7 protein-coding genes are annotated in these 13294 nt (G+C 63.9%); 2 read left to right on the top strand and 5 right to left on the bottom strand.

All coding sequences use genetic code 11. The annotated features are described in order from the left end of the window. Positions 1-254: 254 nt before the first annotated feature. The gene (locus ACR9Y2_RS29410) at positions 255-833 is read left to right on the top strand and encodes a hypothetical protein (RefSeq protein WP_435045443.1); all 579 of its coding nucleotides are present in this window, start codon (positions 255-257) and stop codon (positions 831-833) included. Positions 834-1221: 388 nt separating this feature from the next. Here ACR9Y2_RS29410 and ACR9Y2_RS29405 read toward each other — a convergent pair whose 3' ends face one another. After that, positions 1222-2127, bottom strand: a complete 906-nt coding sequence (locus ACR9Y2_RS29405; protein WP_435045442.1) for a hypothetical protein — start codon at positions 2125-2127, stop codon at positions 1222-1224. Between the two features lie 462 nt (positions 2128-2589). Continuing rightward, entirely contained in the window at positions 2590-7065 is a 4476-nt protein-coding gene (locus ACR9Y2_RS29400) for an Ig domain-containing protein (RefSeq protein WP_435045441.1), read from the bottom strand. A 310-nt stretch (positions 7066-7375) separates the two neighbouring features. Here ACR9Y2_RS29400 and ACR9Y2_RS29395 point away from each other — a divergent pair, with 310 nt between their 5' ends. Next, positions 7376-8041, top strand: a complete 666-nt coding sequence (locus tag ACR9Y2_RS29395) for a hypothetical protein (RefSeq protein WP_435045440.1) — start codon at positions 7376-7378, stop codon at positions 8039-8041. A gap of 54 nt (positions 8042-8095) precedes the next feature. On the opposite strand, the gene ACR9Y2_RS29390 is transcribed toward ACR9Y2_RS29395, so the two are convergent. The 3 genes from ACR9Y2_RS29390 to ACR9Y2_RS29380 all read right to left on the bottom strand — a co-directional run bounded on the left by ACR9Y2_RS29390 (position 8096) and on the right by ACR9Y2_RS29380 (position 13289). Further along, complete coding sequence (locus ACR9Y2_RS29390) at positions 8096-9661, bottom strand: IS110 family transposase (RefSeq protein ID WP_435041616.1); 1566 nt, start codon at positions 9659-9661, stop codon at positions 8096-8098. Between the two features lie 581 nt (positions 9662-10242). After that, the gene (locus tag ACR9Y2_RS29385; RefSeq protein WP_435045439.1) at positions 10243-12948 is read right to left on the bottom strand and encodes an ADOP family duplicated permease; all 2706 of its coding nucleotides are present in this window, start codon (positions 12946-12948) and stop codon (positions 10243-10245) included. Positions 12949-12950: 2 nt separating this feature from the next. Continuing rightward, positions 12951-13289 carry a PadR family transcriptional regulator gene (locus tag ACR9Y2_RS29380; protein ID WP_435045438.1) on the bottom strand — a complete coding sequence of 113 codons (339 nt, stop codon included), beginning with the start codon at positions 13287-13289 and terminating at the stop codon, positions 12951-12953. Positions 13290-13294 lie beyond the last annotated feature (5 nt).

Genomic DNA, 13294 nt, shown 5'->3' with positions numbered 1-13294 from the left:
TCCGACCTCCGTTCCTAGTGCCGTGCCTTCCCGGCAGCCGGCAAATAGGCTTGGTTTCGCGATCGCCAATCGGCCACGCCGCACAGGCCGCCACCACCCCACCGGAGCGAGGCATCTCCAAATTAGAAGTAACCTAAAAAATCGGTCGTGATGTGGACACGGCAGAGGCAAGACGCCCCGGGGCATCCCAATCTCTACTGATTCATTGCTCGCCCACCATGCCTGTGCTATGGTCGGGTCTCGCCAGGTAACCCATGCTCCATCCCTTCACAAATTGCATTTACGCCTGCCTGTTCGTGATCGCGCCAGCCGCCATGGCAGCGGACGAGGTCAAATTTGACTATCGGGTTCTCTCCACCACCAAAACATCCACCATGGAAAAGGAGATGAATGAGGCGGCTGAGGCCGGGTTTTCCTTTTCCAGCGCGATGGGCGGGCAAACCGCGGTCGGCGGCAAGGAAGTGGTCGTCGTGATGGCCAAGGACGACAAGGCCGCCCCATCGGGGAAACGCGTTTACAAGTTGCTCGCCACCAGTAAGACCTCGACGATGCAGAAGGAAATGCAGGTGCTCGGAGACGAAGGGTTCGAGTACAAAGATCAAACCGTGTTCGAAACCGGATTCGCAGGCAGGGAGGTCGTCGTGATCATGGAACGCACGGAGACCGGAGAACCGGGCAGAATCCAGTACCGATTGTTGTCAACGTCGAAGACATCGACCATGCAAAAGGAACTGCGCGAGGCGGGCGAGGCGGGGTTTGTGCTCGTTGGTTTGACTGTCGCCAAAACCTCTTTTGGCGGCTCGGAGCTGGTCAGCATACTCAAAAAGAAATGAGCAATACTGCTCCTCAAATCGCCGATTTGCCTCGCCGGTTTGGGCTGCTCGACCTGCGCCGACGATTCTTGGACCGCGCTCACAGAGAAACAGTCGCGCCGAGTGCTGGTGAAGCCTGCCCGCGCCTCCGGCCCGGTGGGCGGAAGTTGGGCTGGCTGAGTCACGAGCACCAGCCGGAGCTATCGCTACTGAGCCCGGGCCGCGTGGCGCCCTCCGCGGGAGAGTCATCGCGGCATCGGGGACCTCGCATGGGCCTCCGCGGGAATGAATTGACGGGCCGGGCTCAATCGCTCCGCGCGGCCCGCACTAACCTGCAACCCAGCCCCAATCCAGGAACCGCGGCGCACGGAAGAGCTTCCGGCACGACGAACAGACAAACGGCGGTTCCTCAACGCTCTCGGACGTACGACCGCAAGTCCCTCTGTGCACCCAACGTGTAAACCGCATCAATTCGGTTGCCGTCCGGCGAGACCGTGAATACCCCGCGCCATTCAGGCACCGGACCGTGTGCCATCGGCGAGTAGCGGATTGCCAATTCCACCGTGTGGTCATTCAACCGGCCCTCTCCACGCCAGATAACATACTTCCCATCGTCACGCTTCCATGTGGCCGTGGCGAGAACCTGCTGTCCGTCTTGCCAAATGTGCAGGATCCCTCCTGTCCAACTGCCGTTTAGGTCAAGAGGAGCTGTGGAGACGTCACGCCCGCCACCGCCGCTTACCCTGGTGGCCGTGAATCGGAGGCCCTGATTGTTCACGCCGGTGAGGCTGTTCCCGTCGGGGGCAAGCGTCAGGGTATCCGTGTAGCCATGGCTCCACTTGGCCGTGTAGGTGCGGGTGGCTGCGTCGCGCACAGTCCAACTCAGTGTGTTGCCGCGCGGATCGCGTCCTGTACCCCCGGGCTCGATCTCAACAATGCCGCCGCCGGCGCCCCAGTTCCACTTTCCAGCAATCACATTGCTGGAACCAACCGGAAGGGCAGTGGCACCGCTCACACGTGTCGCCGTGAAACGCATTCCCTGGTTGTTGACGGCGGTGAGACTGTTGCCGTCAGCGGCCAGGGTTACAGTATCGGTGTAGCCGTGACTCCAGCGGACGACATAGGCCCGCGCGCCAGCGTCCCGCAGCGTCCATTGCAGCGAGTTGCCGCGCGGATCGCGTCCACCGCCTCCTGGCTCGATTTCCACAATGCCGCCCCCGGCACCCCAGTTCCACCTTCCTGACAGCGAAGGCGTCTGTGCAAAGACCAATGGAGTGCAGGCGAGCACGGCCCAACAGAGCGCTACGGATTGCATGTGGCTTTCTCCCGGCTACAGCATCATGCGTTTAAGACCCATAAATCTTATTCCGAATCGGCGAACATCGCAATCTACCTGTCGTTGCCTCCCAAATCGAACAGCAGGGCACTCACTCCAAAGCTCGCAGCCGGTGAGCCTGTCGGAAGGAAGCCTACCGCGAAATCCGGCCCGGCTGGCGGTCGGCCGCTTCCCCGCGATCACCTCGGTCGACACGGGATGCAGCAACGCTTCCCTCGATTGTTTTGCGCGCAACCTGTGGAAGCCTCCCGCAGCGCCCGTCCGTGCGAAACAGCCCACAAGCTCCACCGAAGCGGCTGCCTTCACTGCGCAAGGCACCCCGTTGGGACGGGTGCCAGGGCAACCCGGGAATCTCAATCCAAGCCACTGTCAGTTCACAGCGCGCCGCCCGGAAGAACGGCGGCGCCACCCCCGACAGGCAGCGCCGCCTCCACTACGGTCTTACTCCAAGGGAGCCGTCACCACCCCTGTGGCTGACAGCGCACCGGTCTGGCCGGCGCCGCTCTGCAACCTGACGGTTACGGTCACACTACCCTCCGCTGCACCAGGAATCCAGGTCGCCGTCCAAAGCCCATCCGGACCAGGCACCAGCGCCAGCGCACGCTCCCCGGCACTCGAGAAGCTCACCAGGCCCAATCCGGTCGAGACCGGCTGCCCACAGTTGTCGGTCACCAACATCTCCAACTCGGCGGGCGTTCCGGCCACGACGGAGAAGTGGTCGCCCAACCGCACCCAATTGGCTCGCAGGCTCGTGGCCGCGCAGTCCGTCGCCGGTATCACCAGCAGGACATCCACCACCGCCACGGTTCCATCCGAGAACTCCAGGGCGATCTGTGCCCGCTGCGTCCCCTCGCCTGCCGTACCCGGCACGGCGTGCACAGTCAACTCCAGGGAGCCATCCGCCGGCACCCTGCCCGACACCGAGCCCAACGTCAGCCAGCCGCTCGCCTCCACCGGCGCTATCGATGCCGTGTAGCCCATCTCCACCCGGCTCGGATTGCTCAGCACCAGCGTCCGCGTCGCAGCCGCCGTTCCCGCGAACGACAGCCCGGCAGGACTCACCTGCGGGCCCGGCTCCTCCGGCGTCACCCACAGTTGAACCTCCGCTGAACGCTCCACCCCACCGGCCGTAGGCGTCACCGTCACTGTGCCCGCATAGTGGCCAGCCGCCAGGTTCGCGGCATCCGCCTTCACCCGTACCGTGGAACTCGGTTGCGCGCTTCCGCCGGCCGGCTCCAGCACCATCCAGGGCGCCGACGCCCGGGCCTGCCATTCCAGGGCCGCCGCGCCATGGTTCAGGATCCGGAACGGTACCTCCGCCGAAGTCCTGGCCGGAGCGGCCCGCAAACTCAATCCAGTCTGCGAGAGCTCGAAATCGGAATGCTCGTCCAACTCCAGGCGCACCATAACTTCCGTAACGGCCGAGCCTTGCCGGAACACCAGCTTGCCCGTATAGGTGCCCGCCCGCAGATGGCTCCTGCGCAGGCTCACGCGCACGACACTCTCCCGGGAGCCGTCGAACGCGTCCGACACCCGATCCACGCCCAACCACGCATCGTCCGTACTCACCGCCCAGGGCTCGGTCCCGGATGTCGTCCGCAGCAGCAACAACCGCTCCACCACGCCTTCGACCGTCCCGGCGGAGACTACCATCTTCTCGGGCGAGGCCGTCAGCTGTACCTCCGGTGCGGTCGCATAGTGCAAGGTCACCCCCACGCTGCGGGTCTCAGAGCCGAGCCGCAGCACAACCGCCCCCGTGTAATCGCCCGGCGTCAGATCGCCCGCAGCCACTGAGACGTTCACCACCGCCGGTGTCACAGCCGTCGACAGCGACGCACTCAGCCAGGCCGAGTCGCTGCTGATTATCACCTTCTGGCCAGCCGGTGCACTGGAAAGCGCCACCTGCTGCGGTGCCGGCGCCGCGCCGCCCACATACCCTGCGAAGCTCAGCGTTGAGGGCGTCGCCTTCAACCGTTCCGCCGCCGTCACCTCCAGGCTGAACGGCCTCGTACTCTCGGCCCCGTTCGCATCGGTTGCCTTCACACTAAAACTGAAGACGCCAGACGTCGTCACGGTTCCGCTCAGATGTCCGTCCCCTGCCAGCGTCACCCCTGGCGGCAGGCTGCCCGAGGCCAAACTGAACACCACCGGGCTTGTGCCGCCGGCCGCCTGCACGGCGCGCGCCACAGTCTGCCCCAACTGCGGTACCGGCAGCGTCAACGGCAGCACCGATAGTGCGTCCCGCACCGCCAGCGAATAGGCCCGCGTCGCCTCAACGCCATTGGCATCCGACACCCGCAAGGTGAATTGCGCCACCTCCGCCGACGTGGCGGTCCCTTCCAGCGTGCCGTCCGCCATGCGGACGATGACGCCCGCGGGCAGCTTGCCGCCCGCGATCGACCACACAAAGGGCGCCTCGCCGCCGCTGGTCGCGATCGCTCGCGCCGCGTAACGGCCCGATGTCACTGGACTCAGCGCTGCCGTCTCAATCGACAGGCCCGGATAGACCCATAGGCTTGCACTGGCGCTGGCGCGCATCGAGTTGCCGTCCATCAGTGTGAACTGCACCTCGTAGCGGCCGGTCACCTGGGGCGTGCCGCTGATCAGTCCGCTGTGCGCGTCCAACCGCAGTCCGGAGGGCAGACCCTCGGCGTAGCCGGAAAGCGTGCCCGTCCCTCCCTGGAAATTCACTTGCCACGGTCGCGCCAGACGCCCGGCAACCAGTTGCGGCGCCACCGGCACTTCCAACGTCGGAGCGGGGTTCACCTTCCACAGCAGGGTCACTGTCGCGCGCAGTTCGTGACCATCGGTCACCTGCACTTGCATCATGCCTGAATCCGCCGCACCCAACGTTCCGGAGATTACTCCGGAATCGCTATCCAATTGCATGCCCACAGGCGCCGTGCCGCCCACCAGCGCCCACCGGTACGGGGCAGTGCCCCGCCCTGCCGCCAGCGTCAGGTTCACCCTCTGCCCCGCGGTCCAGTCCGGCACCATCGTGGTGAGTATCTCTGGCGTGTCCACCACTTGCAGCGTGAACGCGCTCGACGAGCAGGCGCCCAGCGCGTCATCCACCTTCACGGTGAATGAGAACGAGCCCTTCGCCGTCGGCGCGCCACTCAATGTTCCGTCCGCCTCCAGGGTGATCCCCGGCGGCAGCGCACCGCCGGTCACCACGAACGTCCGTGCCCCGGTGCCGCCGGTCACAGCCAGCACCTGCTGGTACGCCGTGCTCAGCACGCCCAGGGGCAGCGAACTCGTCGCGATCATCGGCAGCGCGTTCACGGTCACTGTCATCGTCCGCGAAGCCTGCACCTGATTGTCGTCCCGCACTGTGAAAACGACTTCGCTGATTCCTTCCGTCACCGGTCGTCCGCTCAACTCACCCTGGGTGCTCAATATCAGCCCTGCCGGCAACCCCGTGGCCGACCACGCCAGCGCGCCTGTCCCGCCCGTCCCCGATAACATCGTGGCCGCAATCGGCAGCGAGATCGTTGTCGCCGGAATTGACTCAGCCGGAATCGCCGGCGCCGCGTTCACTAGCCACGATTGCGCCAGCCGCCCCTGCTGGCCCTGCGCATCCGTCACCCGCCAGGTGAAGGAGAACCAGCCCGGTTGCGTCGGCTCGCCCCGCAGCGCGCCCGTCGAGGGGTTCAACACCACGCCTGCGGGCAGCGCACCCTCATCCAGATCCCATGTGTACGGCGCGGTGCCCTTCGTCGCCGTGATCCCGAGTTGAACCGTCTGTCCCACCGTCAGTGCCGCCAGCGTTGGCGGCGTGACCTCCGGCGGATCGATCACCGCGATCGTGAGCGCGGCTGTGGCAATCGCCCCCACTGAATCGGTCAACTGCGCGCTGAAGGACGCCGGTCCCATCGCCAGCGGAGTGCCCGAAATCAGCCCGGATGCGGAAAGACTTAGTCCAGGCGGCAGCGTGCCGCCCGCCAGCGACCAGGTGACGGCCCCCGTCCCCCCACTGCCCGACAATTGCTCTGGATAAGCCACCCCCACCACGCCACCCGGTAACGTCGACGTTTGGATGGACGGTGCCGGATTCACGACGATGCTCAGCGCTGCGGTCGCCGAAGCGGTACTGCAACACTCCACCCTCACCGTGAAACTGTATAACCCCGGAGTGGTGGCCGCGCCCGACAGGGCCCCAGTCGACGAACTCATTAGGATTCCAACCGGCAGGGCCCCACTCTCGATCGACCAGCTCTTCGGCGTCGTGCCACCCGTCGAGGCCAGGGTTTGTAAATATGGTCGCGACTCGGTCGTCGCCGCCAGGCTGGCCGGCTCAACGGCGAGCGCGCCATAGACCGTCAAGGTCACGCTCTTCGTGATGGAGTGCGAGCCCGAATCGTGTGCCGCCAGCGTGAAGGTATAGTCCCCTGCCGCCGTTGGTGTGCCCGCTAGCCGCCCGGTATTCCCATCGAAACTCAAACCCGGCGGAACTGTGCCGGTGGGGGAGTCCCACGCAGAGGGTAGTACTCCACCCGCCAGTGAAAAACTGGTCTCGTAACTCGCGCCCACCACCGCCGGTGCCGCCGTGCCCGAGACAGAAAAGTCCGGCCGGAACTCCACAGTCAGGTCTTCGGTGTTTGCCCCAACACGGGCGCGCAACACCTGTACGTAGACTCCGGTCGCGGCCGCGCTCGGCACCCCCATATAGGCCGAACAGAGCACACTGGGGCCGCACTGGCCAAAACTGCCCCAACTCACACCAGGCGGGGGCGCTCCTGACACAACCTCCACCGAGTCGCCAGGATTGTAGGCGACCGTCGTGGGCACGTAGATCACCCCCAACCCAGTCGATGGAGTGTAATAAATCGTCTTTGTCGGGCCATCCACCCAGACATCCGGGACTCCCGCTTGAGCAAGCGCGGTCAAGAGTACGAAGAGAACTGCGAGTCGCATTCAGTTCTCTCTTCGGCACGAAGGAATTGAGTCTGATGGAAATTGCCGGTGCATTGGGGACGGCGCCACTCGGCGGCAACGCCATCTCGCCCCCCAGCCAGTCAGACCCGCACCACCACCCCTGGCCCGAGCCGAACTCAGCCCTTTCGGCCATGCTGCGCAAGACGGTCACAGGAATTAAAGATCTCTATTTCCTTTATTTGCAACAGCAATCGCGAAGAAACAGCGAAGCCGCCTTGACCCCGCCAGCTACCCTGGAATCGCGCCGGCTCTCATGCCGGCCTTTTTCATTTCCAAGGAGACTTTCATCATGGCTTCCGCCGCCCAGATCACCGCCAACCAGGCCAACGCTCAACTGTCCACCGGACCTGTCACCGTCCCCGGCAAAGCCCGTTCCGCCCAGAACGCGCGCAGCCACGGCTTCACCGCCCGCACGCCCCACATCTCGGACGGCGACCGCCAGGAGTTCGAAGCCCTCGAAGCCCGCCTCCGCCGCGAGACCCATCCCAAGTCCTGCCTTGAGGAAGAGCTCTTCTATCGCATCCTCACCCACACCTGGAACCTCCGCCGCATCGAAACCTTCGAGTCCACCCTCCTCGCCGAAACGGACCCAATGGACTTCTCCGAGACCCAGGCCGCCCACCTGAACCACTTCGCCCGCTATCGCCGCGACCTCGAACGCTCCCTCTACCGCGCCACGACCGAACTCCGCAAACTCCAGACCGAACGCGCCTCGCTCCAGCTCCAGAGCCCCTTTGCCATCCATGCCCTCACCGAATCCGCTCCCCTGGCCGAAGTGACAAAACTGCAGCCACAACTCCATGACTACTTCACCGGACCTCACAACGAACAGGTCATGGCCCAGACCCGCTTCACCTCCGGACCCAAAACCGCAATTCAGTACAGCAAGGCCCTCTCCGCCCGCTGGATCAAGAGCTTGAAAGACAAGCAAGCTACCGCCACCGCCGCAGCCTAAACGCCCCTATCCGCCCCCGCCCTTCACCAGGCGCCCAGATCCTTGCCTCGTGAATTAATCTCCGAGGGTGCCGGGGGCTGTACTAATGCGAGCCCTGGGTTTTCGGCGCGAAGATTCTGAAGCTGTTTCGGGGTGCGTCAATGTGGACGGCTTCCCCGTTGGTTCTTTGATAATCGAATGTTGTTTGGTGGCCTTTGTTCTGATCCTGAACCCTAACACTCCGCGCGCGGGTGGGCGTCGTGGCGAGTGACCTCCCTGCATCTTCAGCGGTGAGGTCTTTACCGCAGCTTGGCGCGCGGACGCGGTGGTGTCGGTTGTCGGCGCCGGGTCGGCACTTGGACTGGTGATGGTCGGATGTGCTTCGAGCGTGGCCTCAACCAAGCCCTGGATCGTCTTTTCGTCAGCCCCCAACTGGCGGAGCTGGTATGCATGGTTGCGAACTTGCCTCTCCCACTCCCTGGCCTTCATCAATCCGATGTCGGGCTCCACGTACGGCCGATCGTCTTTCAGTATCGTCCATACCACCCGGAGCAGGCTCCGGCTCATCGCGATGTTCGCTTTCTTCTTGCCCAACTTGTGGACCCATCGGTGAAACTTCCGTTGGAACATGGAGCCCTGTTTCCTGCCCGCCGCCCAGGCCCCTTCCACTAGTGCAGTCAAAAGGAATTTGTTGGCCTTTTTGATTCGGCAACTCTTGTTCTTGCCCGCCGACCGGTTGTTGCCCGGACAAATCCCCGCCCAACTGCACAAATGATCGGCGCTTGGAAACTGATCCATGTTTGGGCCAATCTCGGCCAGAATGTTCGCCGCAGTAGTCTCCTTGACCCCCGGAATCGTCCTCAACAATTCGTACTGTCGACGGTACGGTTCCAGGTGCTGATCAATCTTGGCCTCTAACGCTTCCACCTGCTGATCCAGCAGTTTGCAGTGTTCGATGCTCTGATCGATGAGCCACCGGTGATGATCGTTCAGCTGATGAGCTTCCAGCGCTTCGGTGAGTTCTGGAATCCTCTGCCGGAGTCGGCACTTCGCCTTGTCAGCCAGATCTGCGGCCGTCACCGGCTTGTTGTCGAGTAACGCCTCCAGAATCTCCTGGCCGGAGACGCCGAAGACGTCACTCACCACATTGCCGATCTTGACGTTGGCGGTCTCCAGCACCTTTTGAATCCGGTTCTTCTCACTCCGGATGTGGCCAAGTAGTTTTTTGCGCCGGCGCGTCAGATCACGAAGCTCCACAATGCCCCGCTCGGGCAGATAACTTCCCGTCAGCAATCCATGACGGTGATAAGTCGCCAAATCCATCGCATCACGGAAATCAGTCTTGTCTCCTTTCCTTGGTTGGTGCTTGCGCGCGCACACCAGCGTAATCTGAAAGTCTTGCTCCAGGACGTTTTTCACCGGAATCCAGTAGGATCCAGTGCTCTCCATCGCAATGCTGGTGCAACCCTCTTCCTGCAACCAGGCACGCAACTCCTGTAAGGCGGGCACTGTCGTTCCGTACGACCGAGTTTTGATCTCCGCTTCTTTGTCCGCCGGACCCACTGCCACGGCTACTGCTAGCCCTCGCTTGCCGACATCGATTCCCGCACACCGTTCCAGAATTACCGGGATCGTGATCATAACTCGTCCTTTCTGCGCGGACGAGCAGCCAGCGTTTCCTTTCACCACTTTGCCTCACGGGCTCGAAGCACCATTCCTGGGTCCATGTCCGCTGGCCGGACCAGTTTGAAAACCGGGGTTTGCCCACCAGTAGGAGTCTCGGTCACTGCTTCGTCTGGCGCGCCACAATCGTACACCCGCGCCAATCAATTTTCATGCCCGTGGGTGGCCACTGGCCATCACTGTTTGACATCCGAACCTCAACCGCCCGAAGTGTGTCCACGAGGGGGAACGCTAGCCACAGGCCCGCCCTTCCGCCAACGCAACGAACCACGACCGTCAGGAAGTGGTCCCCACCGAGCTGCGAACCGCGACTGGGAAGGAGCGGGCCTCAGGCGACGGGAGCGTCTGAACCGGAATCGCCCATAGCCCTCCAGGCCAACGAACCACGACCGTCAGGAAGTGGTCTTCCCCCTCAGCTCCGCAGCCTCTCCCAGGAAGCCCGGCAACCTCCAACCGCCGGCATCGACGAAACGAAGCCACTAGCGACTCACCCAGTCTCGGACCCCCAGCGACGGGCTAAGCCAAGCCGATCCCCACACCTACTCCGCCCGGATGCACTCCACCGGATCCACCGCCGACGCCCTCCGCGCCGGCACATAACACGCCGCCAGCGCGGCCACCAACAACACACCGGGCACCACCGCGAACGTCACCGGATCCACCGGCGCCACGCCGAACAACAGCGACTTCATCACCCGCGTCAGCACCACCGCCGCAACCAGCCCCACCCCAATCCCCATCGCGCACAGCCCCAGGCCTTGGCTCATGAACATCCGCCGCACATCGCGCGCCTGCGCTCCCAGTGCCAGGCGGATCCCAATCTCCCGGTTTCTCTGCGACACCGCATAGGCAATCACGCCATAGATCCCAATCAAACCCAACAGCAGCGCCATGGCCCCGGCAATCGCCAGCATCACCAGCGTGAACGATGTCCGCGCCATCGAATGGTCCATCGTCGCCTGCAGTGTCTCCGGAGTCGCCACCGCCAGCGACGCGTTCACCGATGAGACCACCCCGCGAATCTCATTCAATAGAGCCCCCGTCCCAGCCCTCTCAGTCCGCACCGCAAAGGTCACAGACCTCTTCGCGACGATGATCGGAGCGTAGGGGATCTCTCCAAAAATCGGCCAGTACACCACGGCCGGTGCCGGCTCCTGCGCCCCTCGATGGCGCACATCCTCCACCACCCCAATCACCTCGCGCCACGGTCCAATGTCGCTCGACCGCACAGGTTGGCCAATCGCACCTTCCGGCGAACTCCACAACTCCCGCGCCAGGCTCTCCGAAACCAGTACATACTTGCGTTGGCTATAAACATCCGCCCAGCTCAAGTCGCGCCCCGCCTTCAACCGCGTGCCCAACGACCGGAACAGCCCCGGCGACACGTTCAGGTACAACCGCATCGGGGGGCGGCTCCCCTGCGCGTAACTCTGCCCCTCCCTCAGGATCCCGTCCCAGTTCGGAGCCGCTCCATCCATCGGCAGCGCGCTGGCAAATCCCGCGGCCGTCACCCCCGGAAGCGCCGCCAGCCTATCCGCAATCGCCTGCTGCATCCGCGTGGCCGCTTCCTCCTGGGCCACCAACTCACGCGGGACAAATACCCGGAAGGTCTGCAGCGAATCCGGCTGTGTGAACCCCAGCTCCACCCGGCGCATCGCCTGGAACGTTCGGATCATCAGCCCCGAAGAGATCAGCAACACCAACGCGAGGGATACCTGCACCACCACCAGCGCGTTTCTCACCCGGTGGCTGGTCCGGCTCTGGCTCATCGTCCGCCCGCCACCGCGAAGCCCATACGATACCCGCTGACCCGCATAGCGCAGCGCCGGGATCAGTCCAAACAGCAGACCCGACACAACGGCCACGGCCGCGGTGAACGCCAGCGCTCGCCCATCCAGGCCGATCTCACTCAGGCGCGGCAAATTCGAAGGACCGTATTCAACCAGCAACCTCAACGCGCCGGCCGCGATGGCCACCCCCAGGGCGCCGCCCATGCTGCACAGCACCAGGCTCTCCACCAGGATCTGGCGGACGATCCGGCCCCAGCCAGCCCCCAGCGCCGCCCTGACCGACAGTTCCTGCTGCCGTGCCTCCATGCGCACCAGCAATAGATTCGCGACGTTCGCGCAGGCGATCAGCATCACCATGCCCAGCGTGCCCATCACCACCCACAGCACACCGCGCACATTGCCCACCACGCTCTCATGCAGCGGCCGGAGCTGAGGTCCGATCCTCCAGGAACGATAGACCTCCGCGGCCAGCGAGTCGCCCGGCTTGCCACCATCCAGCGAAGGCCAGGAGCGCATCCACACCGGGATCAGCCGGCCAATGTCCGCGTTCGCCTGCGCCATACCGATTCCGGGCTTCAGCCGCGCGATGGAGAAAAGACCGAACCCGGCCAACGTCGCATGGCTGCGATTCAGCCGCAGGGGCAGCACCAGGTCCGCCTGCGTATCCGCGATCCGGAACCCGGCCGGCAGTACACCCACAATCTCGCGCGAACGGGCGTCCACGGTGATCTTCCGCCCAATCACGGACCGGTCTCCGCCGAACCGCCTGTGCCAGTACCCATGCGTCAACATCGCCACTTCATTCGATCCCGGTGCCTGGTCCGCCGCCGTCAGAGGACGGCCAATCTCCGGCTCCACGGCAAGCGCCTGCAGCAGCCCATCGCTCACCACATTCGCGGCCACCTGCTCCGGTTCGGCCAGTCCGGTGACAGTCACGCGGCCGGGGACCCAAACCCCCATTGATTCAAAGGAACGATTCTGTTCCGTGAAGGTGAAGTACATCGACGCCGAAAGGCCCAGGCTGCCGCGGCTGCTCACGATGCCGCCCGCACCCGGCGCGACTAATGCCAGGTCCACCAGCGCTTCAGACCGCGGATACGCCAGCGGCTTCAACAGAACGCTATTGATGACACTGAAGATCGCCGTGTTCGCCCCGATGCCCAGCCCCAGCGTCAGCACCGCGACCGCGGTAAACGTCCGGTGCTTGCGCAGTACGCGCAACGCATAGCGCACGTCGCCCGAGATCGAGTCCAGCCACTGTATGCCGTTCATGCGGTAAATCTCCTCCCGCCGCGCCGTCAGGTTGCCCGCTTGTCTCATGGCCGCGCTGCGGGCCTCCTCCGACGTCAGGCCCTGCTCCATCAGGGAATCCGTCAAGAGTTGAAGATGCGACTCCATCTCCTCGTGCCACTCCCGGTCCACCTCGTCGCGCCGTAGAAGATTCCGCCAGAACATAGCTAGGACGCCCCCATCACCAACTGGATCGCGCTCACCATCTTGTTGAAGGCGCTCGATTCGGCCTCGAGCTGCTTCTTGCCCTCCGGCGTCAGTTGATAGAAACGCGCCTTCCGGTTGTTCTCCGTCACCCCCCATTCCGCCTTCAGCCACCCTTTTTGCAGCATCCGGTTCAACGCCGGATACAGCGAGCCGTCTTCAATCGCAAGATCCCCGTTCGACCACTCATGAATGCGCTTCGCAATGCCATAGCCGTGCAGCGCGCCTTGGTTCAGCGTCCGCAGAATCATCATGTACAAAGTGCCCGGCAGCAGATCCGGGTTCGAGGAGAGTTCACCCAAGTGGA

The sequence above is a fragment of the Paludibaculum fermentans genome, assembly GCF_051172195.1.
GTDB lineage: Bacteria > Acidobacteriota > Terriglobia > Bryobacterales > Bryobacteraceae > Paludibaculum > Paludibaculum fermentans_A.
This window is presented reverse-complemented; position numbering and strand designations above follow the sequence as displayed.

What these genes read in the sequence shown, in the direction of transcription:
- ACR9Y2_RS29410 (WP_435045443.1), top strand. Translation starts at nt 255, where the DNA reads ATGCTCCATCCCTTCACAAATTGCATTTACGCCTGCCTGTTCGTGATC.
- ACR9Y2_RS29405 (WP_435045442.1), bottom strand. Translation starts at nt 2,127, where the DNA reads ATGCAATCCGTAGCGCTCTGTTGGGCCGTGCTCGCCTGCACTCCATTG.
- ACR9Y2_RS29400 (WP_435045441.1), bottom strand. Translation starts at nt 7,065, where the DNA reads ATGCGACTCGCAGTTCTCTTCGTACTCTTGACCGCGCTTGCTCAAGCG.
- ACR9Y2_RS29395 (WP_435045440.1), top strand. Translation starts at nt 7,376, where the DNA reads ATGGCTTCCGCCGCCCAGATCACCGCCAACCAGGCCAACGCTCAACTG.
- ACR9Y2_RS29390 (WP_435041616.1), bottom strand. Translation starts at nt 9,661, where the DNA reads ATGATCACGATCCCGGTAATTCTGGAACGGTGTGCGGGAATCGATGTC.
- ACR9Y2_RS29385 (WP_435045439.1), bottom strand. Translation starts at nt 12,948, where the DNA reads ATGTTCTGGCGGAATCTTCTACGGCGCGACGAGGTGGACCGGGAGTGG.